Here is a 25092-nt window from a genome sequence, read left to right on the forward strand (position 1 = left end):
ATTCACTCAGTAAATTTAATTCAGCTTATTCCTAGATATTCCTCATAAGTAATCATCCCTTTCTTTTGCATAGGATTTGTATTTTTTCCTTCAGTCAAAGAATTGTATAGTTTTCCTGAAAAAGGAATGCTTAAAACATCATTGGTTTCATTGTTAACCTTAATTTTCAACTCCGCCATTTCTCTTAATGTCATTATCTCTGGACCACAGAAATCATCTAATTTTCCTTGTGGGCCTTTATTAACTAAATCGATTAAATGTCTAGCGAATTCATTAACATCCACGCTTTGAAATTTAATCTTTCCAGGGACTATATATCTTTTAAAGAAAGGTTTTGATAAGAATAAATTCTCAACAAAGCTATGAAACTGAGTTGCACGAGCAATTGTATAAGGTACAGAACTATTTTTTAATAATTCTTCTGCTTTGTATTTAAGTTTATAATATTTGAAGGGGATTTCCTCAATACCTACAATTGATGGATAAATAAAAAGTTTTATATGATGCAACTTGCTTAAAAGTTTTTCAAACCCATCAACCTCAATGCTTTTAGAATTTTTTATCGGACTAGTTGCTGCGTGAATAATTACATCAACATCTTTTACCGCTTCTTCTATACCTTCGCCAGATAATAAATCGCTGTAAACCCATGTAAAGTCTACTCCTTCTGGTTTTCTTCTCGAAGTTATTTTTACTTGATAATCTAAACCTTTTAATTGCTTTAACAAAGCCGACCCTAATTTTCCTGTTGAACCAGTTACAAGTATTCTCAAGTACAACTCTCCCATTCAGATGGATTATCTTTGTACTGTATATTCAGAAGTTGGTTACTTTATTCTACTAACCTCCCTATATGATTGACCAATTGTATGCTCAAAAGTTAAATGAAGGACGATCAAATGCTTATGTAAAGAAGATCCATAACTTGTTATCAAAAGCATTGCAAAAAGCGTTGAAATGGGGTCTAATTCAAAGCAATCCTTCTAAAGATGCCGCTCCGCCATCCATTCATAAGAAACACAAGCAAGTATGGACATTGGATGAAGCAAAAGGATTCCTAAAGGTTTGTGAAGCAGAAAACTGCCTCGCTCTTTTTCTAGTTGCACTGTTCACTGGCATGAGAAGAGGTGAAATCCTTGCCTTGCGCTGGAATAACGTTGATTTAGAAAAAGGTGTGATTCATGTTGCTGAAGCTTTAGCACGAACAAAAGCGCATGGGCTGAAACCGAAAGAGGTGAAAACCGCTCATTCAGAACGAGCAATATTTCTTTCTCCCAGCCTCACAGAAGCTTTGACCATACACAAACAGCACCAAACCGATAATCCTTTGGATCTCGTTTTTCCTTCGAAAAAAGGAACGTATGTCGAACCAAGGAATTTGCTGAGGATGTATAAAAGCTTAACGGAAAAAGCAGACGTTCCGTATATTTCTTTTCATAATCTTCGTCATACACACGCAACCATGTTAATGCGTTCCGGTGAGAACCCAAAGGTTGTATGTGAGCGATTAGGGCATGCACGAGTCAGTATCACGCTCGATATTTATTCACATACAAATGAGGAGATGCAGCGAAAAACGGCCGAACGATTTGACCAGAACTTTTGGACATAATGGACAAAAAAGAAAATACGACACAAGCTGGAACCCTTGACACGATTGATGTAAATGGATGTTTTGTGCAGTGTTTGTCCAATTTCTGTGTAACGCATAAAAAAACAGCTAAAAATCAAGGTGTCAGAAAATAAACAAAAAGCCGCAAACCCTTGATACACAAGGACTTGCGGCTTCCAGAAATGATGATTCCGACTGGGTTCGAACCAGCGACCTCTACCCTGTCAAGGTAAAGGTCTAATCTCCTTTTACCAACCCTACACCAAAATCCCCATCCAAATCTTTACTGCTGTTGCTAATATTAATAGTGCCAATATGACTTGAAGGATTTTTGTGTTCATTTTCTTCCCTGCCATTGCACCAAGTGGAGCTGCGATGATACTTGCAACTACCATGATGATTGCCGGATAATAGTCAACTTGGCCTGTAGAGATCTTGCCGACGGTTGCCCCAATGGAGGAAATGAAGGTAATGGCTAGTGAAGAGGCAATGGTTACCCTCGTCGGTATTTTCAAGACAACGAGCATAATCGGAACAAGTAAGAAGCCTCCGGCCGCCCCGACAATCCCGGAACCTAAACCGACGATCAGGGCAAGTGTTGCAGCTAACCATTTATTAAATTTGACCTGGTCTAATGGGATATCATCGATACCTTTTTTCGGTATGAACATCATCACCGCCGCTATTAAAGCAAGCAGGCCATAGACGATATTGATACCGTCTTCCGACATCGATTGCGAACCGAAACTCCCAATTACGCTTCCTATCAATACACTGATACCCATGTAGAGGATAAGCGGCTTGTTTAAATAACCACCCTTACGGTAAGCCCATACACCCCCGATGGAGGCGAATAATACTTGTACGGCGCTGATACCTGAAACTTCGTGGGCACTGAATGACGCTAAACCGAAGATCGGCGGGATGTATAAAAGCATCGGGTACTTGATGATCGACCCGCCTATGCCAAGCATTCCTGAAATATAGGAGCCAATGAAACCAATTAAAAATATGGTGATGATAAAAGTAATGTCCATGTCAGTCTCTCCTTTAGAAGAAGGGAACCTAATTGGTCCCCTTATCTTTATCAGCCTTTTCTAATCCAGAATTTCAACACGCCATTATCTTCTGCCATTTCAATTAGCTCATGTCCGCCTGATTTTGACCAAGCCGCTAAATCTGCTTTTGCGCCTTTATCTGTTACATGTATTTCCAATACTTGACCGGATTCCAATTCATTCATCGCTTTCTTTGTTCTTACGATTGGCATTGGACAAGCCAAGCCCTTAGCATCTAATATCTTTTCTGATTTCATCATGATAAATCTCCTCTATTCATAGTTTTTTGTGATGTTTTATCGTACCGCACAACGATTCGGTCCAATTTCCATTTCACGTTGTTTTTCCTCATCAGGCGTGATTTTCCCCATGTTCGTTTGACGGATTTCTTGGTAAGCATTCGGTTGTGGAGGTAGGTTTCCCGTTACCATCTTTCTGAACTCTGCTTCGTCTGCAATATTCAGGCCATGATTTTCTTCAAACAACGATCCTAACTTCTTAGCGACACTGCCGTCTTCGTTCAATTCTTCAATGATCATGAAATGAGATGGAAGGACAATCAACTCGTCTGATAGTTCTTTGTAACGTGTATAAAGGGTTTCTCTCAAGTCGCCAACCCAATCCTCAGCCAATCCAGCTAAATCCGGTCTACCAATCGAATCGATGAATAGAATGTCCCCTGTCAAAAGGTATTTTTCATCGACAACAAATGAAGTAGAACCAATTGTATGTCCTGGAGAATATAGAGCTTGGATTTCAATATCTGTATGACCGATTTTGACCACTTTACCATTCTCTAAAGGCTCATATTCAAAGACCACTTCCGTTGCATCTTTTGGCGGCAACCAATACGTTGCATTCGTGCTTTTTGCGATTTGTCTACCACCTGAAATATGGTCAGCATGTAAGTGTGTATCAAATACTTGTGTGATCTTTGCACCGATGCTTTCTGCAAAATCAAGGTAAGTATCAATCATCCTAGTGGAGTCAATAAGGGCTGCTTCTCCATTGGAAACGACCATGTAGGACAAGCATCCTTTTCCAAGACGGATAAATTGATAGATCTCCCCACCATCCTTCAAATCGCCAATTTTCAATGGCTCTAAGTGTTCACTCCACGCTTTCATTCCGCCCTTTAAGTAAGAAACTGTTAGCCCTGCATCAGATAGCATTTCTGCTACCATAACGGATGAGCCTTCTTTTGCACATACAACCAGAACTTCCTTATTGGTAGGAATTTTATCCATGATTTCTTCCACACCATCTAGCAATTCGAAGTACGGCATATTAAAGTAGTCGAAACCCGCTCCTTCAATTTTCCAATCGTTAAAATCATTTTCATTACGAACGTCAAAGATAAATAGCTCATCTTTATTGATTACTTTCTTTGCCACTTCTTTAGCTGTCATTTCATTGTATGGCATTCTATATACCCCCTATAGTATATTCCATTTCAAATTTTTTTCTTTTTTTTAGCTATTAAAATGTTAAAGTAACATCCGCATCTTTAGCGAATTCCAAGAAGGTTACAGCGCCGCCGACTTCAATTCCGTCAACGAAGTCTTCTTTCACTAGTCCCATAACATCCATTGTCATTTGGCATCCGATAAATGTAACGCCTAATTCTTGGGCCATAGCAAGTAATTCTGGAATGGCCGGTACATTGGCCTTTGCAAATCCTTCCGCAAAATGTTCTTTGCCTTCTGGCATCGGAAGTTGTTTATTGCCTTCCTTGTGGATTAAGTTTAATCCTTCAAATGTGAAGAAAATGGCAACCTTTTGATCTGTTGCTGCCGCTGCTGTGGCAATATTAAAAACTTTATATGCGTCAAATAATCCACCGTTACTAGCGATGATTGCTACCTTTTTAGTCATCCTTCATTCCTCCATATTAGTAGTAGTTTTTTATTAATTCACTGATTTTTCTGTCGGACCATTCCATTGGCTCATGCCAGGCATGACATTGATTACTTGCTTAAATCCTGATTCTGTAAGTTTTTGTGCAGCTAGGTCACTCCTGCTCCCAGTACGGCAAATCACGTATATCTCGGATTCTTTATCCAGTTCACTTAGACTGCCATCCAAATCACCCAGGGGAAGGGATTTCGCCGTTGGAATGTGTTCAAAAGCATATTCTGCCGATTCTCTTACATCCAACACAACAATATTTGGATTTGCCTCTATTTTTTGTTGAAGCTCCTCATTCGAAACAACGTTCGGGTGTCTCTTTTCCATACTTTCTTCTCCGCTTGACTTACGAAGGTAATGTTTCAGAACAGTTCCTTCTTCGACTGTACCTAAATATTGATGACCTGTACTCTCTGCCCAAGCTTTCATGTCGGCCGTTGAACCTTTATCCGTTGCTTGGACTTCCAATACTTCACCGGACTCCAAGGCATTTAAAGCCTTTTTGGTTTTGACAATGGGCATCGGACATGCTAATCCTCTTGCATCTAAAACAGAATTTGTTTTAATCATGTTTCTTCCTCCTCGATTTATACTGCATGGGGTATTTAACTATTCAAAAAAATTACGCGGTTGGTCCGTTCCAGGCAAGCATTCCGCCTGTCATATTGATTACTTGGTACCCATGATCCTCAAGTAGTTTTACGGCCTTTGAACTTCTTCCACCAGAGCGGCAGACCATGATATATTCTTTTGACTTGTCCAGATCTTGCATCTTGAATTCTATTAGTCCTAAAGGTATATGCATGGCAGTCGGGATTTTCCCCGTTTTCACTTCATCCACTTCACGTACATCGATAATATTCACTGGTGCCTTTTGATTTAAAAGAGTTTCGACTTCCTGTGTTGAAATTTCCTTCATAGCAGACTTCCTCCTTTTATTAGTGCCAAGCACTCATTCCGCCTTTAACATTCGTGATTTCTTTGAATCCCATTTTTTTCAATAACTTACTTGCCTTACTGCTTCTCATACCACTTTGGCAGATTACGAAAACTTCTTGGTCTTTAGAGAGTTCTTTCACTCTATTTTGCAGTTCGTATAAGGGAATGTTTTTAAATCCCTTGATATGGTTTCCCCTAAACTCATTAGGCGTCCGGACATCAATATATTGCTTACTTTTATTATTCAATTGTGTTCTTAATTCGATCGTAGTAATCTGTTTAATCCCTTTTGCCGGAATAAATCGTTCATACAAGAACCAGACAATTACAGCAATCATGAGGATATTTAATAGTGTACCCAATATAGCTTGATTCCTCCCTTACCTTAGATAAATAAGTTGACGTTACCATCTTCTGCGTCAGCTAAATAAGCAGCCACACCCGCATATTCAATGCCTTCTAGTAATTCCTCTTGCTGCAAGCCCAGTAAATCCATGGTCATTGTACAAGCGATTAGTTTCACTTCTTGTTCTTGGGCCATTTCGATTAAACTAGGGAGGGACATGGCATTATGCTTTTTCATGACATGCTTGATCATTTTAGGACCCATGCCTGCAAAGTTCATGTTGGATAATCCCATTTTATCTGCACCACGCGGCATCATTTTGCCAAACATCTTTTCAAGGAAGCCTTTTTTCAGTGTCAATGGCTCATCTTTTCGTAATGCATTCAACCCCCAGAATGTATGGAAAATGGTCACTTCATGATCGTAAGCCGCCGCTCCATTCGCAATAATGTAAGCAGCCATTGCCTTATCGTAGTCTCCACTAAATAAAATGATCGTCGTTTTTTTCTGTTCTGTCATTAGTATTTCCCCCTGAATTTAAATTACCCTATTGGGTATTTTTTAAAAGTTACCTTTATTCCATTATACACCCAGGGGTATATAATAAGCTAAAAAATAATAGTAGTCAACCCAATTGGAGAGCTGGCCAGTCTATATAATTGTGTTATTTATTGGACAATATTATCTACTTTTAATTAGTAATTCAACAGCTTCTTTGACAAGGCTATCTGTATCTTCGCCTTTCATGACATTCTCCCTCACACATTGTTCAAGATTTGCGCTAACAATGACTCCCATCGTCCTATCAATGGCATTTCGAGCTGCTGATAACTGAGTGACGATATCTCTACAGTCCTTACCTTGTTCCATCATGCCTAGCACACCTTTAATTTGACCTTCAATTCGTCTTAACCGATTGATGACGCTTTTATCGTATTCCATGATCTATACCCACCCACCTATCTATATAGACAAACAAAGAACCTGTGGAACAATTTATATCCCAATAATATACCTATAGGGGTATATTGTCAAGCCAAGTTAATCCACTTTTATTTCGAACAAAAACTAAGGACAAGACGGTTTCTATTAATCAAAAAAAGGGCTGCCCCAGAAGTCATTATCCATGCCTTTTGGGACAGCGCCTTTTTATTGTTTCATCCTTTTCTTACGAATCACTTTGATTTTCTGCTTTTTAACTTTCTTTTTGTTTGGGAATTTGGGTTCTTTTTCTTTTATATATCTCACCACAATTAACAATATATAGGTTCCTAAAGCAATATAGAAAGATATCGGCACAGATTCAAATTTAGATTTAGCCACTAAATAAAATGAATAGAATAAAAACAAGGTAATAAGAACACTATTCTTCGGTCTGCCAACTTTTTTAAAGCTTGGGATTTTCATTGTACTTACCATCAATATACACAGTCCATAATATAGGATAATAAATATCCATAATGGTACGGACCCGGAAAACAAGACGAAGAAAGCCACAATTCCGCCTGCTAATGTGATGGGAACCCCTTTAAAGTATTTTACAGATTCCGCTTGGTCGGTAATGTTGAAACGAGCTAATCGGTATGCACCGAATAGAGGGAACAAACTGGCGATTAGCATCCCAACTTGTCCAAAGTCGTTGAAATATGTATGTATGGCTAAAAAGGCGGGGGCTACTCCAAAAGATACGATATCGGCAAGTGAATCCAATTCTTTCCCCATTTCATTAGATACCCCAAGGATCCTTGCTACCCTGCCATCCAATGCATCCAGCATTAACGCGATAAAGATCAATATTGTCGCATTTCTAAGATCACCAGTAATAATACATCCTATCGATAAGAACCCACATAATAAATTTCCCAACGTCAGCATATTAGGTATATGTTTTTTCATCCTACACTTCCTTAATTCCTAAATTAAACTTTCCTTTGCTTTTACATTGATTTGAAAAAGCTTAACTTGTTCTCCTCTAATTATAACTTCATACCAGTATTATGGCTAAGATTATATTTACAAGTCCCTCTATTCCCAATTATAGGTTTCCAGGCACTATTCTTAAATATATTCTTAGTAATAAAAAATAGGACATAAACAATGATGAACATCGTCTTGTCCTTAATGTAGAATATGTAGTACGACCAAGATTTTTCAGGATTGTGAATCGTGCGGAAAGTGTAAAGGCCTATCGACGATAAGTCCTTAAACTATTTGTCCTCTTGCCTTCTTCCTCAACCAAAACCCGTCGTAAAATTTTCCCGACCGCTGACTTCGGCATAAGTTCCCTAAACTCTATCACTCGTGGAACCTTATAATTAGCCAAACGTTCATTGCAGAACTTTATGATATCCTGTTCTGTTGCAATTACCCCTTTCTTTAGCACGATTATAGCTTTGACGGTTTCCCCGCGATAGGTATCCGGAATGCCAAATACGCAAGCTTCTTCCACTCCGGGATGCTGATAAATGACTTCCTCTACTTCAATCGGATAAATATTATAGCCGCTTGCAATGATTAGCTCTTTTTTCCTGCCCACAATAAAGAAATACCCTTCTTCATCCATTGTGGCTATGTCTCCGGTATATAACCAACCCTCCCTTAATGCCATTGAAGTTTCCTCTAGATTTCCCCAATACCCCTTCATCACCTGTGGACCCTTAATGATTAGTTCCCCTGCCTGATTGTACGGCAGCACCGCTTTCCCCGTTTCGATATCGACGATTTTGGCATCAGTGTTAGGATAGGGAATACCAATGCTTCCTATCTTTCTTTGACCTTTTACTGGGTTTCGATGGGTGGTAGGTGAAGTTTCCGACATGCCAAAGCCTTCTGATATTGACACACCGAATTTACGCTCAAATTGATGGATAACTTCCACTGGAAGGGGCGCCGAGCCACAGCTGCAGTATTTAAAACTGCTGAGATCTTGCGCTGTCAAATCCGGATGATTTAGTAAAGCGATATACATGGTAGGAACACCTGGAAAAATGGTCGGTCTATGTTTTCTAATCAAATCGACGACCTTGTTTATTTCAAATCTCTCTAGAGTGATGTACGTTGCTCCCGCATAAACGGCACTGTTCATCCTGCCATTACCGAATACATGAAACAGTGGCGTCAATCCAAGCATACGCTCACCCGGTTTTTGCAGTTGAAGGGCGTTTGCTGTATAGGTAAAATCTTGTATGACATTGGCAATCAGGTTGAAATGAGTGAGCATGACCCCTTTGGCTCTTCCTGTGGTTCCTCCTGTATATTGAAGTAACGCAATATCTTCTTTTGGATTAATATCCAGCTCAGGGAGTTCATTTTCCTCTTCTGCTATCCATGAATAGTAGCTGTCTTCCTGCAATTTATTTGCTGAAATAATCGTGAGCCTATCTGCCAAACCAGTTTGTACTATCTTTTTCTTTTGTTCATCATTTCCAATCAACCATGTGGCATTGGAATCCCGTAATATATAGGCTAGTTCATTTGCCTTATACATCGGGTTCACTTGTACCACCACGCCTCCCAATCGGTGGATTGCATAATAGGCAATGATATATTCTATACAATTGGGTAACATCAATGCGATTCTATCCTTTTTTTTAAACCCCCGCGAGTATAATGAACCTGCAAAACGATCAATTTTTCTCTTCAATTCCAAATAAGAAAGTTCTCTTTCTCCATCAATAACAGCTTTGGTGGATGGGTAATGTTGTGCTGAATGGTCCACTATTTCGTATAGAGACATTAAAGGAATTTCTACTTCAAAGGGGGTATCTTCCGGATAAGATTTCTGCCACACTCTCTTCATTGGCTTCACTCCTTCTTCTTTTTCCACCGCCAATCACTATTTTCATTCGTCTCGAATCAATTTGAATACCCCTGTACCTTTTGCAATGAGATTTCCAGCGGAATCTTTTATTTCTCCTTCTGCAAAAGCGGTTTTGTATCCCTGCTGAAGAACCTTGGCTTCCGCAAATATTTCTCCTGCTGACAGGCTGCCGAGATAATGAACAGTTAAGCTCGTCGTCACAACACGTGCTTTAGTCAGAGAACGTATCACTATCCCAAGAATGGTGTCAAGCATGGTCGCATGAATACCCCCGTGCAGCGTTCCATTTACATTAAGCATATGTTCCTCGATATTTAATTTCAGACGGACATTTCCTTCTTCAAATTGAATGACTTCAAATCCAATATATGCAAAGAATGGACTGCTCTCGAATTGGTTGCGAATATCCTCCACGTTAGTAGTCAATTTTCACTTTCCCCCTCATGATTTCCGCTTCATCAAAAAACAAAATCCTATTACCTTCCACGTTTGGAACTAGACAGATTCCCGTAGAACTGTCCAGCTCCCTTTCCTGAGATGCAGTCCTGATTGTATGCGCTCTTACATTACTTGATTCTAAAAAACACGAATCAATACTCATCCAATATATTTCTGGCAATGATGAGCCGTTGAACTTCGTTTGTTCCTTCATAGATCTTTGTAATGCGAGCATCACGATAAAAGCGTTCCACTGGATATTCTGCCATATACCCCATACCCCCGTGAATTTGAACCGCTTTATCCGCTACTCTATTAAAAACATCGGAAGCGAACAGTTTAGCCATGGAGGCTTCTTTGATCACCTTTTTCCCCTCATCAATCTTTTGTGCTGCCATCATTGTCAAGGCCTTTGCGGCTTCTGTTTCTGTTGCCATATCCGCTAGCATCCATTGTATGGCTTGATTATCAGCAATTGGTTTACCGAATTGAATCCGCTCTTTTGCATATTTGGTAGATAGCTCGATTAATTTGCCGCATGATCCTACCGCTCTTGCGGCAAGTCCGACACGTCCTTCCCCTAATATTCTAAGAGCTGATATATACCCCATGCCCACTTCACCAATGACATTTTCTTCAGGAATGATACAATTTTCAAAAATGACCTGAGATGTATACGAACCTCTTAATCCCATTTTCTTGTCCTTTTTACCGACAGTGACCCCAGGGAAATTTCTTTCTACCAAAAAGGCAGTGATCCCGCCTTTTGCCCCCTTATCTTTATCCGTTAACGCAAAAACTGTGTAAACATCAGCAATCGGTCCATTGGTGATGAAATGCTTTGTACCATTCATCACCCAATAATCGCCCTTTTTCTCTGCAGTCGTCGCCAAATTGGTCGCATCCGAACCTGCACCAGGTTCGGATAAAGCGAAAGCGGCTATTTTATTACCCGCTGCCATCTCAGGCAGATATTTATTTTTCAACTGTTCAGATGCAAGCTTTACCAGGCCCGTGCTTCCAATACCGGTATGAGCACTTATTAACGAAACAAACCCATTGTGCGTTCTGCCTAACTGCTCTAATACCGTCGCCTTTTCTACTGTATTCAAACCAATTCCACCGTATTGTTCCGGTATGCTAATCCCAAATAATCCGAGTTCTTTGGACATTTCAACAAGATGTTGTGGGATGAGATCCTCTTCTTCAATTTGTTGGGCTAGAGGCTCTACTTCCTTTTCAACAAAATTCCGAATCATTGCTTTCATTTGTTCCATTTCTTTCGTTAAAGTAATGGTCATAATTCAAATGCCTCCTAATAGTGGATTTTTTTAATTCGTCTGATTCGCAAATGGAACAATTCTATTAAAAAAATGCTAGTGAATTTCCTTCCGAATTTAAGAAAAATCAACCTTCCCGTTCTAAGATTGTGGCAATTCCTTGCCCACCACCAATGCACGCCGTAATGAGAGCATATCTTCCTTCAGATCGTTTCAATTCATGGGCCGCTTTCGTGATCAGAATTGCACCTGTGGCACCAAGTGGATGTCCGTGAGAAATCGCCCCTCCATTCACATTCACTTTGGCTGGATCCATTTCCAGTTCCCGATTACAGGCAATTACTTGCGACGCAAAAGCCTCATTAATTTCGATAATATCCATATCGTTTAGCGAGAGCCCTGATTTTTCCATGACCTTTCTTACTGCTGGAACCGGTCCGATTCCCATGATGTTGGGATCGACACCAGCAACCGCGTGTGCTCTAATCACCGCTAGAGGTTTAATTCCCAATTCATCTGCTTTCTCCCTAGACATAATGACAAGAGCAGACGCCGCATCATTTAAACCCGAACTGTTTCCGGCCGTTACGGAGCCACCTTCAAGGAATGCAGGAGGAAGTTTCGCTAGCGCTTCTTTGGTTACTTGCGGACGTGGATGTTCATCTACTTTGAATCCTACCGGCTCTCCATTTCGAACCGGGATGTTCACTGAAACAATTTGTTCAGTAAAGCGTCCCTCTTCCATCGCTCTCGCCATCTTTTTCTGGCTCTCAATGGCGAACTCATCTTGTTCTTCCCGGCTGATCTCATATTTTGCAACTAAATTTTCGGCGGTAATTCCCATCGGTGGATTGCCTACCTCTTTTGGAGATAACTGAGATTTCCTGAAATTTGGTGGAGAAGAGCTATATGGTTTATCCGGACGATCCATCAAATAAGGAGCCCGGCTCATGCTCTCCACTCCTCCAGCGATATATACGTCCCCATCACCCGCCCAGATTGCTTGTGCAGCCAAATTGACCGCATTGATTCCGGACCCACATTGGCGATCGACCGTTAAACCCGGTAATTGCATGGAAAGACCTGTCTGAAGGGCGGTTAATCGAGCGATATTGCCTCCTCCGCTTAAAACATTCCCCATGATGACATCGTCCACCATTTCAGGAGCTACATTTGCGCGTTTCAATGCCTCTTTTACCACTTCTGCCCCAAATACGTGTGCGGGTACTGTCGCTAGTGCGCCCCCTTGCTTCCCAATCGCCGTTCTTACTGCTGAAACAATGACAGCCTCTCTATTCACATCTCTATTCATTTCCTCATCCGCTCCTCTTTTATATTTTTTATGCTGGGTAACTCTTATGAAGATTTCAAATCATAATCTTCTGTTGGTCTGATTTCCTGCCCATCTTTTGACTTAGTTGGCTTAACGAACATGGCAAACAATAAGCCGAATACCAGAACAAGGGCAGCCATGAACAAAATGGACAAGTTATAGCCTAGTATTTTATTCCCCGCCGCTAAACTAATGATATAACCCGTTAGTAGAGGAGCTACAATGCCTGCAAGATTGCCTGAAGACGTTAAGATACTTGTCATCAGTCCGCCGCGTTCACGCATTTCATTGATCATGATCGTTGGTCCAATCGGTAATATGGAATAGGTGAGACCTTTAGCCAGGCACATTGCAAAAATCACCCAAATTGGATTTTGAAAGACCATGATGGAAGATAGGAATAGTGAACCCATGATCATTGCTCCAGCTACAACCAAGACCCTGGATGAACGCCAATTCTGATTTTTCTTGAATAAGTAATCCGATAACATGGAAACACCCATATAAATACATACGGAAATGACTCCAATGATTGCTATGCTCGTGCCCATCTGTCCGGGTGTCATATTTACCACTTCCACTAAATAAATCGGTAACCAAACGGAAAACCAGACGACCAGAATATACGTTGAAAAATATGCGAGTGTCGTAAATAAAGCGGTTGGAGACGCTAAAAGTACAAGAAAGTCTTTCAGTTTGAATTTCTCCATCTTTTCTTTCTTTTTCTTCTGTACCTTCTCATATACTTCAACGGGATTTTCCTTTGTTAAAAACTGAAATAAGAAGAACCAGATAAGACTTGCTACTCCAAGACTAGCAAAGGCCACTTTCCATCCAAAAATGGTAATCATGGAAACAAGAAGCGGTGCAACAATCATCGCACCAACCGTTCCCCCTCCCACCACAACCGAGTTGGCTAATCCCCGTTGTTTCGGGGGGAACCACTTATCCGCATGGCTATAAGCAATAGGGCTATAGGGCCCTTCGAATGCCCCAAGTAAGATTCTATAAATAATTAATAGTGGCAAAGCAGCGATGGCCAAAACACCAAATTGTAAAACAGTCCATGTCAGCATGATGAACCCCAGTACTTTCTTGGCCCCGAGCTTATCAGCCCATGCTGCTCCAAAAATGCCCGTTACAGGATAGAGCCAATAATAACTGCTTCCTACAAGTCCCCATTCGGCATAAGAAAGATCGAATTCCTTCATGATCGGCACAGCGGCCAGTCCGATTATTGATTTATCGGCAAAGTTAATGACCGCTCCGAGGAATAATAGAGAAAGAACAAACCAACGCATGTGAATCCCCTCGTTTCTTTGTGAATAGATAATCTTGTCTTCTTGGTGGTTGAATTATCGCTTCTGATGGTCGAATTACTTGCTATCATGGTTGAATTATCTGGCTGTGTGGTCGAATTAATGCCTTTCTTGGTTGGATTCATTACGAAACTAGAAATCTCATTAGAACCTCCAGTCACATATAGCAGTAGTACCTGGCCACTGAGGAATGAAGAACATTCATCTTCGAAAAAAGCATATCTTCCGACTTCCCGATTTTCTCCACTGGAATGCTATTGATTCTTGCTTCCACTACCTCCATTAAAAAGCTGGGTCCGCTTCAATCCTTCTTTGTCCTCTTTTCCAGTTCCTCTTTTATAAGCAACCTTTTTAATAGTTTGCCAACGGTGTTTCGCGGCAGTTCCTCCCTTACTTCAAATTGCTTCGGAACCTTATAGGGTGTCAGCTGGGTATAGCAATATCCTTCAATTTCCTCAAGGTCAATGTTGGCATCCTTCATTGGAACAATGAATGCCTTTACGACCTCTCCTAATTCTTTATGCGGTATCCCCACCACAGCCGCCTCCTGAATATCCGGGTGCTGATAAAGGACACCTTCCACCTCTTGCGGATATATATTAAACCCGCTAATGATGATCATTTCTTTTTTTCTGCCGACAATGTAGAAATACCCCTCTTCATCCACTGAAGCAAGATCACCTGTATACAACCAGCCATTTTGGAGAGCTTTTCTCGTTTCCACCTCGTTATTCCAATATCCCTTCATAATTTGTGGGCCTTTTATAAGCAGCTCTCCCACCCCTTTGGATGGCACTTCATTATTGTCCTCGTCTACGATCATACAATCGGTTCTAGGAAAAGGAATGCCGACACTCCCGATTTTCCTTTTACCTAAGGGCGGATTACGATGTGTGGAAGGAGAGGCTTCTGATAACCCAAAACCTTCTCCTATAGAAGCACCTGTCAGCTTCTCGAATCGATTAATGACTTCAACTGGCATGGGTGCTGAGCCACAGGAACAATTTTTCAGACAATCCAGTCCATATTTTTCGATTTCAGGATGATTGACGAACGCATTGTACATCTTTGGAACGCCTGGAAAAAAAGTCGGACGGTACTTTTGAATATTCATTAGTACATTTTGAATCTCGAATTTAGGAAATAATAGAATGGCAGCTCCCATATAAATTCCGAGATTCATGGCACTTGTCATCGCGTAAACATGATAAAGCGGTGTCGCTGCCAGCACGACTTCCTTTCCGGGCACCATCAAATCCCCATACATTTCAAAGCTCTGTATAACATTGGAAGTCAGATTGTAATGGGTAAGCATCGCTCCCTTCATTTTCCCCGTCGTCCCTCCCGTATACTGGATGACCGCAATATCTTCAAGAGGATTTATCGTTTCAACTTCCTTGATTTTTTCTCCATTTTCTATCAAAGAACGTAGGGATAGGCCGTCTAATTGGTCATCGTCCGTCTTCATGCAGATTGAAAAATCATATATCGCTTTTGTTTCTTCAATGGTAGTAGCGGCCAATTGGTCATACACAATATATAGAGCATTAGAATCCACTAATATTTGGAGCAGTTCCCTAGGCTTATACATAGGGTTCAGTTGAACAACAATGAGTCCCAGCGCTTGTGCAGCGTAATAACTGATGATGAAATAAGGATGGTTGGTCATCATAAGGCCAATTCTTTCACCTTTCACGAACCCCATTTCTTTCCACTTACCTGCAAGTTTATCTACCTGTGATTTCAGGCTTTTATAATCCATGAGATGGTCTTCAAAAATAATGGCTGTATGATCAGGGAATTTCTTTGCTGATTGGTCCAGTAGTGTATAGACGGAAATTTCCGGTAGAAGTAATGACGACATTCCTTCTGCATACCATTGCTCCCATGGTTGTTTTACTGTTTTTCGCACCTTTAACCCCTCCATTTTTCTCAAATCCGATTCTTCTACATATGGTTTACACATATAACAATGCAAGTTTCATGCCAAATCACACACTGGGGAAACAGCTAATTTTTTTGAGTGATTAAATTCATTTTTGAATCTTACTCGTTATAAAGCCTTTGTTTTAAAGGATTCATCCATAACCTGATAATTCATTTTTGAATTTTTCTCATTTACCAGAAAATCAAAAAACCCAACCTTCTACAATAAGGATGGGTTTACTAGCATATTAAGAGAAAATGCAGGTATAATCGGTGGCTAAGTTTTGTGTTTTAATGAGTTAAGCTTAGTGAAGAGTTTTTCAAATCACTATTAAGCCAATTCCAATAAAATGGCCATCCCTTGTCCACCGCCAATACATAGGGTTGCCATTCCGTATTTCTCTTGGCGCCGTTGCATCTCGTGAATTAATTTGGTCATGATAATCGCCCCCGTTGCCCCTAGTGGATGGCCTAATGCAATGGCTCCACCGTTGACATTGACATTAGCAGGATCTAGCTTGGCTTCCCGTATAACAGCCAATGATTGTGATGCAAATGCCTCATTCAACTCGAACAGTCCGATATCTTCAACTGCCAGTCCAGTCTTTTTCAATAGGTTCTCGATCGCGGGAACGGGACCGATTCCCATATAACGTGGATCGACACCAGCTGTAGACCAGTTTACAATCTTGGCAATCGGTTTGATATCAAGATTAAAAGCCTTTTCGCGGGTCATCAAAACTAAAGCACTGGCACCATCATTACGGCCACAGGCATTACCAGCCGTGACTGTTCCATCACTTTTGAAGACGGGCTTCAAATGGGACAGTTTTTCTATCGATGTTTCTCTTGGGTGCTCGTCCACTTGAAATACTGTTGTGCTTTTCCTAGTCTTTATTTCAACCGGAACGATTTGAGATTCGAAGGAACCAGACTCAATCGCCTTTCTTGCCCTTCTTTGGCTTTCTACAGCAAAGGCGTCCTGGTCTTCCCGGGAAATTTGGTAGGTTTCCGCTACGTTTTCTGCTGTTATCCCCATCCCCAAATCTTTTCCATACACTTCGGTTGGCTGCTGTCCATTTTCAAGATTAGAATCAACTAGATGAGGGTTTCCTTCTCCAAATCGGGAATTTCTGAGGTAAATGGGGGCTCTACTCATATTTTCCGCTCCACCTGCCACGACAATATCATCCGGATTAAAAGCTAGATGCTGAACACCGGAAATCACTGCCTGTATGCCTGAAGCACATAGGCGGTTTACTGTATAAGCCGAAGCTTCAGGAGGGATACCCGCTCTTAACGCGGCAACACGTGCTAGATTTGAAGATTCGGTCGACTGGCGCACTTCACCAAAAATCACTTCATTTATCTGCTCGGGTGCCAGACCTGCTCTCTCGATTGCATCCTTAATGACCGTTGCCGCTAGATGACCCGCTTGTACATCTTTTAGTTGTCCTCCCATTTTACCTATAGCCGTACGGTTCGCACTTACAATGACAAATTCATGTTCCATTCCAGTTCCTCCTCTTAAAGAAAAAAAGGAAAGCAGATCAATCTGCTCTCCTCGATTTTTCTGTTTATACTGTTATCTTCTTCATGAACGAGTCTAAATCCTCTTTAGTTTCGTGCATTAATTTTGCTTGTATCGATTAATGGTTTTGCCAGCACCAAAATTTTATCGGTATTCACTTCGTATGGCTCGTATGGCGCAAAGATAATAATCATTGCACTGAAAGAAAATCACCGTTGTGTTTGTATCTAATCCACATATATTTTAGTTAAGTTAGAAAGTTTTCCTAATTATCACCATTTTCGATACTTCCAACATATAATACAAACAAAGGCAAAACCGGGGGTATCCACATGCAAGATAAACTACATGATGTACAGATGAATGAGGTAAAGGTTTTTGATGAATGGGTGAAAAAGTTTTTTCTTAATCCGGAGACAAGTAAATTGGACCATCAATTATTTACAATTGACATTTACGAAAGTGATGACGAGTATATGGTGGAAGCAATATTGGAAAACCATGAAGCAAAGGATATTAAAGTGCGTTTAAAAGATAACGAAATTTTGATTACCGTTGAAAAGCCTCACAAACCTTTTCAAAAGCTATTTCATAAAGATAAAGCGATTACATCACCTACACAACGAAAAATTTCTTTCCCTTTTTCCATCTGTTCACGAAGGATCACTGCCGAGTTTACCCACCCATCATTAGTGATTCGTATTCATAAGTATTCCCCCGGTAAAGACCAAGATAGTATTCAGATCGAATAGCTTTAAATAAAAAAGAATGGCTCCTGAAGCTACTTGCTTCCAGAGCCATTCTTTTTTATTAGCCAGCAAAATTAAATGTTGTGGTGCTTCCATTTTGAGTGGATGTGACTTGAAGCTGTGCATCGATTCGTTCTTTCAATTCAGGAACATGGGAAATGATGCCGACTAACCGTCCACTACTCTGGATATCCATTAATGCTTCAATGGCATGATCCAGTGATTCAGGATCGAGAGTACCGAAACCTTCATCTATGAACATCGTTTCCAGGGAAATTCCTCCTGCATTCTGCTGGACAATATCTGCAAGCCCAAGAGCAAGGGCAAGCGAGGCTTTAAAACTCTCTCCGCCAGAAAGCGTTTTGACATGCCTTTCCTGTCCGGTATATTGGTCATATACTGACAGCTCCAACCCACTTTGAATATTCCTGCGAGTTGGGTCAAGCTTTCGCAATAGCTGATAACGACCGCTCGTCATCTTTAACAGTCTCAGATTAGCTTCTTTAAGAATATCATCTAAAAAGGCAGCCAATACATACCGTTCAAACGTAATTCGGAATGAATTTTGGCCTTTTGAAATCTCTGAAAGATGCCCAACGATGCTATATTTTTCATCCAGGCTTTTCTGCTCTTCTCTAATATATGCCAATTTCTGCTCGATTTCCTGGTTATTCTTTTGTTCAGCCTGTAGTTCATTCTGTGTGTGACGCAACTTTTCCAATTCACCGTCAATGAATTCAAATGTTTTCCTTAACCCCTCCAAGTCCGGTTTTGGTACATCTTTTAACTTCATTTCCAGATCATGAAACAAGCTTATGACACTTTGCCAATTTTGTTCGTATAACTGTACTTGTTTTTCCATAGATTGAAGCACATCTTCAGTCCTTTTGGCTGCTGTATATTCCTTATAAGTAGCAAATCCTTGGTTGGACATTTCCACAACCAGCTTTTCACGCTCTTGATTTAATTCAAGCGTCAATGCATCTATATTCCCTGCGAGCGATTCCTTTTTCGCATGGATGCCCGATTCTTTTTCTTTAACCAATTGAAGGGCTTTTTGTGCCTCTTCCAATGATTTTTGTAACTGCTTCTGCCTTCTGACTGCCGCATCAAATGCCCTTGCATATTCTACTTCAGTACGAATTCCTTCTGGAAGGGAATTCGTTAGGCCTGTAAGCTTTGTTGAGTTCTCAATATACCTGGTCTTTGTAACATCTTCCATTTTCTCTAAAGATGCCAAGTTCTCTTTCAATTGAGTACCCTTCTCTTTTAAGGCAATCAATCGTTTCTCCAATTCGCTTCCTGCATCCTTCTTATCCATCATTGACTGTAAATGCTTTTGTAACTCTCTCCCCTTTTCCTCATACGACTTCAAGTATTCGTCGATAAGCTCGGAAGCGAACTCCGGAACGTCATTTTGTAAATCTGTGAATCTTTCATTCTTGGTGTCTGTAAGTGCCTGGAATTTCGATTCTGCCTGGTAAAATTCACTTTCAGCCTGACTTTTTTGTTTATCGGCCATTTTCACTCTATTTTCCTGCTGTTTCAATTCTTCATCCGATGGCATATTCGCATGCAAGTGTGCAGGCTCAGGGTGATCAATCGAACCACAGACGGGACAGTTTTCACCATCATGAAGCATGGATGCTAGCATACCAGCCTGTCCTGCACGCCAATTTTGATTGATTACCTCTAGTTTTTCTTTTTCCTGGAGATGATGATCGAGCATCTTTTGAAATGTAGACTTTTTATTTTCCAAGACATCCATCATGCTTTTACATTCTGAATAAACAGCTTGTAGCTTTCTAAGTTTTGAAAGAAGCTGTTGGTTTTTTTCAAACTCCCTTTCTTTCTCTCCATAAAGGATGGCCACTTTTTCGGCTTCCGCCTTTTCAAGGCTGATTTTCTCCAAGTCCGTTTCGATTCTAGCAAGCTCTGAAATATTATGTTCACGGAGTTGCTTACTTTTCTTCCACTCTGTTTCATCTAAAGTAACCTGTTCTCTAAGACTTGAATAAGTCAAAACGGCTTCTTTCACCTGTTCAAGCTGATGTACATTCCGTAACGCCTGTTCTCGTTTCTCTTCCTTTGCCAGCTCTTGCTCATAAACTTCCTGTTTCTTCAGGCGCTCCTCCAACAATAGTTCGGCCTGCTTCGTTAAATTTTGAAGTTCAGACGTCACCTCTTTTACCTGTTTACCGATTCGCAAGTAATATTGCTCTTGTTTTTCTAGCGAGGCCGCTTTATGAGCCATTTTCATTTGTTCTTTTAACTCCATAATTTCCGGGCGCCTGTTTTCTAAGTCTGCTTTTTCATTTTGTAATCTGTCTTTCTCAGCAAATCTATTCAATAAATCGGCCGCTTTGGATAGCTCTTGGTTGACCTGATCACGGGCATTCTGCTTTTCCTTTAGAAGCTCACCTAAATGTTGATGCTTTTCTGTAGCCGTTGATATCACCGAATGAAGCAAAGGAAGAATTTGTTGTTCATTTGGTTCAGCTGCTTCCAATAAAGATTGAAGCTCCACATGATCACCCGGTTTGATGCCCTTCATTAATTCAATGCGACGCTGTGCGCTTTTTTCACTTTGTTTCTTAAGAAGTGATGCTTCCTCTTTTAATCTTTCTTCTATTCTCTTATATAATTCGGTATGGAATAACTTTTGCAAAATCTGTTCCTTATCTTTACTATCAGATGTTAATAGTTTACGGAATTCATTTTGCGGAATCATCAGGATTTGCCTAAACTGGTTCGCATCCAACCCAATGAGTACTTTGATTTTCTCTTCAACCTCGCGAACATTGGCTCCCAGTAACTTTCTCCCCTCGCCTTGTACCAATTCATATAGTTCTGCTTTCGCACTAACGGTTGTGGTACCCTCTCCTGATTTCTTCTTTCGTTCCTGCTGTGGAGATCGGGTAACCAAATATGTTTTTCCACGGAGAGTGAATTGCAATGAAACCTCCGTCAAGACGTCATCCTCGGCAAATTGACTTCGTAAATCTTGTCCACTACGGTCTTCACCGCTCGCTTTCCCATATATAGCAAAGCTAATCCCATCAAAAATGGTCGTTTTCCCGGCACCGGTCTTTCCCGAAATGACAAACATGGTCCGTTCTCCCAGTGTATTAAAATCAATGATTTCCTTACCCGCATATGGACCGAATGCTTGCATCGTCAAAATATGAGGTCTCATTTCAAAGCCTCCTCTTTCTTGACAGCTTCAATGACAGAAACCATCAGTTCCTTCTTTTGAGAATCGAACTCTCTATCTGTCATCTCCTGATAAAACGTCTCAAACAAGTCTATTTCAGACTTCCTTTCATCTTTTACGGAGGAATATGATTTTTTTCGTCTCAAATCGGTCAGATCCCATTTCCGTTCCAGGTGAAGCACATTCGGGTAAACTTGACGCAATCGGTTAATGGGATCGATGAGCGATCCCTCGTCATTCAAGGTAATCTTCAAATAATCGTCTACTTTTTGGTTTTGATAAAAAGTAACGTCAAGTAATTCTTCCATCGTGCCTGAAATCTCCCTCATATCATACTTAGGGGTCAAGGACCGATAGCGAATCTCAAAGTTACCATCTTCTCTCATTTCAACGATGGATAGCGACTTATTTTGTTTAGCTTCAGAAAATGAATACTTTAAAAGCGATCCGGAGTAATAAACCTTTGGATGTCGAATTGCATCCGGGCTATGTAAATGCCCAAGTGCCGTATAATCGAACGCATCAAATAAATCGGCTGTCACACAACCAGATCCACCTACTGACAGAACCCGTTCTGAATCGCTCGTTTTACCACCCAATACAAATGCGTGTCCCACCAAAATATTCGGCTCATTTGGATTAAGCGTTTCCTCTATACCCCCTGTTATCCTTCTCATCGCCTCTTGATGGGAATGGATGCTTTCATCTTCGAAAACGTGACGAACCGTCCCTGGTTCTGCATAAGGAACACAGTAAAAATTAACACCTTTGATATGGACTGGTTCACATGTTTTTGTCAGTTTCCCGTGAATGTATAACTGGCTATGGCGGTACCATGATGAGCCAAATGATAACCTTTCAGCCGAATCGTGGTTCCCCGATATGGCCACAATGGGTATTTTCATTTTCACATTGATTGTATAAAGAATCTCATCAAGTAGCTCAACAGCCTCAGTCGGTGGGACGGAACGGTCATAAAGATCACCGGCAATGACCACCGCATCGGGTTTTTCCTCTTCGATTATCTCAATAAATTGTAGCAGGGCATGACGTTGGTCATCCGTCATATGGACCCCGTGAACAATTTTCCCTAAATGCCAATCGGCCGTATGGATAAATTTCATCGTTTCACTCCGTCCTCGTTTTTCTTACTACTATTATATCAAATATTAAAAAGAAAGCCTTGATAGAGTACAAACGTTCTAATTATTACCACAATCCATAATAAAAAAGGCACACTCTAAAGAGTATGCCCACCCTGCCTTCAGCTAAATAAATGCTGATAGGGATCCATATTCACTTGTCGCTCCGTCAATTTTTTTTGTAAAAACTTATGATCTCGTTTAGGTGTGGCAATGATATACCCACGAATCACCAAATCTTCTGTTATATCCGGTGCCTTTTCTTTCAAAGCCAATTCACCGATCTTACCAGCGATTTTATGACGGGCCACATCACGAAAAAGTTCCGGTACAGGGCTTACTAAATCTTCAAGCAAATCCTTTTGCTGTTGTGACCATAAGTGGTTCGTTTGTTCCAAGTAATACTCTTCCCAATCCATATCTGATTTCCCGTCTTCTTTCGGGAATCTCTTTAAGAACTTCCGAAACATGAAAAAGCCACCAATGCTCATCAACGTTACTAAAAGGACTACCCAAAAAAGGATAAACCATAAAAACCAGCCTCCTAGCAAAGAACCACCTCATATGTATAAATTAATTTATCGTTACCATTATTATAGACAGTAACCCATTTCTTTACAAGGCTGGTAATGGAATCAATCTTGAGAATCTACTTCGATTAACGTAAGGGAAAAGTCTCCCACAGCATTTTCTTCATATAAATTCGTAAGCGATGTTGAATAGTTGAAGATTTCTGCCCGGTATTCTTCTCTTGTCTCAGGAATCTTTAAATCAAAAACCATTTGATAGAGCAGCGTTGTGATATCATGATACTCCTCGCTCGTTACTTTAAAATCAAAACTAATCTTTCTAAGTTCTCCGCTTTCAGGGTTCTTTATAGATTCGGCATGAAAATTTGTGACCTGCAGCGAAACATCATTCAATACAACTTCATCAACCATTTCATTAACAACTCCTTAGTATATTAGATTAAAGTTATGTTACCACTCCGACTGCTTAACGCCAACGATTTAGCTTCAAAATAGAAAAAAACGTGCTAGGGAATCCCCGGCACATTTTTTCTATTAATTCCCTTTTTTAACGATTATACGCCATTGAGCGTCATCGACTTGTTCAAATTCCGTAATTTCATGACCTTCCGTTGCAGCCCAGCGAGGGATACTTTCCGTTGCTTGGGTGCAATCGAAATTGATGATCAATTCTTCCCCTTTTGTCATACCTGCAATTGCTTCTTTAGCCTCTACTAATGGAAACGGACAAACCATTCCTGATGTCTCTAATACCTTTGCCATTTTACTCCACTCCTCTAATTAATGTGATAAAACTCAGGCAGCCTTTGATGCACTTGAACTCTTTTGCTTACGGATGATAGTGAAATAAGCCGCTACCCATGTTCCTAATAAGAAAAAGACAATCGCGACCCAGCCTTGCCACGCAAATAATGCTGAGTTAACCAGTCCATTACCTATGGTACACCCGCCGGCGATACTCGCGCCAAATCCCATAATCACTCCACCAAAAGCATTATTACGCAATGTTTTCATATCAGGCAGTCTCCAACGGAATTCCCCGCTGCCTTTGGCTGCAATGAAAGCACCCAAGAAAATGCCCAATACTAAAAATGTACCCCAATCGATGAGCGCGTCATCTCCTGTGATAAGGAACGTTAAAATATTCGCAGAAGGTGTAGTAATCCCTAAACCGAACATTCGCCCGGTCATCGCACTTAAAGGCCAAGCCACGATGGCAATAAGTCCTACCAATAATGCAGTGACAAAGGGATGCCAGCGTTTTTCAAATAAAATATGAGCCAATCCCGTTTTTTTCGGTTTCATCTTGAACATAGGAAGTTTAGGCTTTTTAAATTCCCTGATGACCAAGATACCAACTATGATTATCAAAACAATGACCAATAACCAAGGTGACACATTCAACGTTTCATGAATATACGTATCACTCGTACGATAAGAAACCAGATGATCCCCTGTAGCTTTCCACACGCCGTACTTCGTCATTGCAGCTCCAAGCATATAACCGAAGAGTGCGACCCAACTACCGATCATACCCTCTCCTGCCCGGTACCATGTTCCTGTCGCACAGCCTCCTGCAAGAACCATCCCGATACCGAATATAAAGCCTCCGAGGATGGTTCCTAACCAAGGAAAACCATCATTACCAAATTGAATGATTCCTGTATCCCGTAGTGCATACACACCAACGCTTTGTATCGCAATGACAATGAACGTAGCTAAAAACATTCGCCCGTCTTTCGCTATAAGCAAATCACGATATGCACCAACAACACAGAAACGGCCTCTTTGAAGCACAAATCCTAGTAGTAAACCACAAATAATCCCTAACACAATCATTTGTAACATAAACCGTTTCCCCCTTAAGTAAACAACAATAATATTAATATAATATAATTCGCATGAAATTACTATGATTTTTAATGAATTTCTCCTCTAACCTAATTT

Annotated in this window: 27 protein-coding genes and 1 tRNA gene; 2 read left to right on the forward strand and 26 right to left on the reverse strand. The window is 40.7% G+C overall.

The window, feature by feature from the left end; genetic code table 11:
* Positions 1–20: 20 nt before the first annotated feature.
* A complete protein-coding gene (locus ACQKL6_RS14795) occupies positions 21–773 on the reverse strand; it encodes an SDR family oxidoreductase (protein ID WP_402956446.1) in 753 nt (250 codons plus the stop codon).
* An 80-nt stretch (positions 774–853) separates the two neighbouring features.
* Between ACQKL6_RS14795 and ACQKL6_RS14800 the strand changes: the two genes are divergently transcribed.
* Positions 854–1612, forward strand: a complete 759-nt coding sequence (locus ACQKL6_RS14800) for a tyrosine-type recombinase/integrase (protein ID WP_427651399.1) — start codon at positions 854–856, stop codon at positions 1610–1612.
* Positions 1613–1798: 186 nt separating this feature from the next.
* Here ACQKL6_RS14800 and ACQKL6_RS14805 read toward each other — a convergent pair.
* The 19 genes from ACQKL6_RS14805 to ACQKL6_RS14895 all read right to left on the reverse strand — a co-directional run bounded on the left by ACQKL6_RS14805 (position 1799) and on the right by ACQKL6_RS14895 (position 17492).
* Positions 1799–1876: transfer RNA gene (locus ACQKL6_RS14805), tRNA-Val, on the reverse strand.
* The gene (locus ACQKL6_RS14810) at positions 1870–2649 is read right to left on the reverse strand and encodes a sulfite exporter TauE/SafE family protein (RefSeq protein ID WP_402991906.1); all 780 of its coding nucleotides are present in this window, start codon (positions 2647–2649) and stop codon (positions 1870–1872) included. Before ACQKL6_RS14810 ends, ACQKL6_RS14805 begins: the two co-directional genes overlap by 7 nt.
* A gap of 50 nt (positions 2650–2699) precedes the next feature.
* Positions 2700–2927 (reverse strand): sulfurtransferase TusA family protein, encoded by a 228-nt coding sequence (locus tag ACQKL6_RS14815; RefSeq protein ID WP_402956509.1) that lies wholly within the window; start codon positions 2925–2927, stop codon positions 2700–2702.
* Between the two features lie 39 nt (positions 2928–2966).
* Positions 2967–4094: an MBL fold metallo-hydrolase gene (locus ACQKL6_RS14820; protein WP_402991911.1), complete on the reverse strand. Its 1128-nt coding sequence runs from the start codon at positions 4092–4094 to the stop codon at positions 2967–2969.
* Positions 4095–4149: 55 nt separating this feature from the next.
* On the reverse strand, positions 4150–4545 hold the full coding sequence (locus ACQKL6_RS14825) for a DsrE/DsrF/DrsH-like family protein (RefSeq protein WP_402991914.1): 396 nt from the start codon (positions 4543–4545) through the stop codon (positions 4150–4152).
* 33 nt (positions 4546–4578) lie between these two features.
* Positions 4579–5148 (reverse strand): sulfurtransferase TusA family protein, encoded by a 570-nt coding sequence (locus ACQKL6_RS14830; protein ID WP_402991917.1) that lies wholly within the window; start codon positions 5146–5148, stop codon positions 4579–4581.
* A gap of 52 nt (positions 5149–5200) precedes the next feature.
* Positions 5201–5497, reverse strand: coding sequence for a rhodanese-like domain-containing protein (locus ACQKL6_RS14835; RefSeq protein WP_402991920.1), 297 nt, complete (start codon positions 5495–5497; stop codon positions 5201–5203).
* Between the two features lie 19 nt (positions 5498–5516).
* Positions 5517–5882, reverse strand: coding sequence for a rhodanese-like domain-containing protein (locus ACQKL6_RS14840; RefSeq protein WP_402991965.1), 366 nt, complete (start codon positions 5880–5882; stop codon positions 5517–5519).
* A 20-nt stretch (positions 5883–5902) separates the two neighbouring features.
* Positions 5903–6382, reverse strand: coding sequence for a DsrE/DsrF/DrsH-like family protein (locus ACQKL6_RS14845; protein WP_402991923.1), 480 nt, complete (start codon positions 6380–6382; stop codon positions 5903–5905).
* Between the two features lie 162 nt (positions 6383–6544).
* A complete protein-coding gene (locus ACQKL6_RS14850; protein ID WP_402875404.1) occupies positions 6545–6805 on the reverse strand; it encodes a metal-sensitive transcriptional regulator in 261 nt (86 codons plus the stop codon).
* Between the two features lie 207 nt (positions 6806–7012).
* The gene (gene pssA / locus ACQKL6_RS14855) at positions 7013–7759 is read right to left on the reverse strand and encodes a CDP-diacylglycerol--serine O-phosphatidyltransferase (protein ID WP_402991926.1); all 747 of its coding nucleotides are present in this window, start codon (positions 7757–7759) and stop codon (positions 7013–7015) included.
* 289 nt (positions 7760–8048) lie between these two features.
* A complete protein-coding gene (locus tag ACQKL6_RS14860; RefSeq protein WP_427651400.1) occupies positions 8049–9662 on the reverse strand; it encodes a long-chain-fatty-acid--CoA ligase in 1614 nt (537 codons plus the stop codon).
* A 42-nt stretch (positions 9663–9704) separates the two neighbouring features.
* Entirely contained in the window at positions 9705–10109 is a 405-nt protein-coding gene (locus tag ACQKL6_RS14865; RefSeq protein ID WP_402991935.1) for a PaaI family thioesterase, read from the reverse strand.
* Positions 10110–10273: 164 nt separating this feature from the next.
* The gene (locus tag ACQKL6_RS14870) at positions 10274–11422 is read right to left on the reverse strand and encodes an acyl-CoA dehydrogenase family protein (protein ID WP_402991938.1); all 1149 of its coding nucleotides are present in this window, start codon (positions 11420–11422) and stop codon (positions 10274–10276) included.
* A gap of 106 nt (positions 11423–11528) precedes the next feature.
* Positions 11529–12701 (reverse strand): thiolase family protein, encoded by a 1173-nt coding sequence (locus ACQKL6_RS14875; RefSeq protein ID WP_402991968.1) that lies wholly within the window; start codon positions 12699–12701, stop codon positions 11529–11531.
* 56 nt (positions 12702–12757) lie between these two features.
* Entirely contained in the window at positions 12758–14035 is a 1278-nt protein-coding gene (locus ACQKL6_RS14880; RefSeq protein WP_402991941.1) for an MFS transporter, read from the reverse strand.
* 175 nt (positions 14036–14210) lie between these two features.
* Positions 14211–14336 carry a hypothetical protein gene (locus ACQKL6_RS14885; protein WP_427651401.1) on the reverse strand — a complete coding sequence of 42 codons (126 nt, stop codon included), beginning with the start codon at positions 14334–14336 and terminating at the stop codon, positions 14211–14213.
* Positions 14337–14354: 18 nt separating this feature from the next.
* A complete protein-coding gene (locus ACQKL6_RS14890; protein ID WP_427651402.1) occupies positions 14355–15965 on the reverse strand; it encodes a long-chain-fatty-acid--CoA ligase in 1611 nt (536 codons plus the stop codon).
* A 345-nt stretch (positions 15966–16310) separates the two neighbouring features.
* Complete coding sequence (locus ACQKL6_RS14895; protein ID WP_402991947.1) at positions 16311–17492, reverse strand: thiolase family protein; 1182 nt, start codon at positions 17490–17492, stop codon at positions 16311–16313.
* Positions 17493–17842: 350 nt separating this feature from the next.
* Between ACQKL6_RS14895 and ACQKL6_RS14900 the strand changes: the two genes are divergently transcribed.
* Complete coding sequence (locus ACQKL6_RS14900; protein ID WP_402875388.1) at positions 17843–18262, forward strand: Hsp20/alpha crystallin family protein; 420 nt, start codon at positions 17843–17845, stop codon at positions 18260–18262.
* Positions 18263–18320: 58 nt separating this feature from the next.
* Here ACQKL6_RS14900 and ACQKL6_RS14905 read toward each other — a convergent pair whose 3' ends face one another.
* The 6 genes from ACQKL6_RS14905 to ACQKL6_RS14930 form a co-directional block, all read right to left on the reverse strand.
* Positions 18321–21455, reverse strand: a complete 3135-nt coding sequence (locus tag ACQKL6_RS14905; RefSeq protein ID WP_427591997.1) for an AAA family ATPase — start codon at positions 21453–21455, stop codon at positions 18321–18323.
* Entirely contained in the window at positions 21452–22597 is a 1146-nt protein-coding gene (locus tag ACQKL6_RS14910) for an exonuclease SbcCD subunit D (RefSeq protein ID WP_427591996.1), read from the reverse strand. The genes ACQKL6_RS14905 and ACQKL6_RS14910 overlap by 4 nt, the downstream gene beginning before the upstream one ends.
* 140 nt (positions 22598–22737) lie before the next feature.
* Positions 22738–23166 carry a DUF2621 domain-containing protein gene (locus ACQKL6_RS14915; RefSeq protein WP_402956425.1) on the reverse strand — a complete coding sequence of 143 codons (429 nt, stop codon included), beginning with the start codon at positions 23164–23166 and terminating at the stop codon, positions 22738–22740.
* Between the two features lie 84 nt (positions 23167–23250).
* Positions 23251–23556 (reverse strand): DUF3219 family protein, encoded by a 306-nt coding sequence (locus ACQKL6_RS14920; RefSeq protein ID WP_402956423.1) that lies wholly within the window; start codon positions 23554–23556, stop codon positions 23251–23253.
* Positions 23557–23679: 123 nt separating this feature from the next.
* Positions 23680–23907 (reverse strand): sulfurtransferase TusA family protein, encoded by a 228-nt coding sequence (locus ACQKL6_RS14925; protein ID WP_402991956.1) that lies wholly within the window; start codon positions 23905–23907, stop codon positions 23680–23682.
* 33 nt (positions 23908–23940) lie between these two features.
* Complete coding sequence (locus ACQKL6_RS14930) at positions 23941–24993, reverse strand: YeeE/YedE thiosulfate transporter family protein (protein WP_402956419.1); 1053 nt, start codon at positions 24991–24993, stop codon at positions 23941–23943.
* Positions 24994–25092: the final 99 nt, after the last annotated feature.

It is taken from the genome of Peribacillus sp. NPDC097197 (assembly GCF_050278025.1).
Taxonomy (GTDB): Bacteria; Bacillota; Bacilli; order Bacillales; family DSM-1321; genus Peribacillus.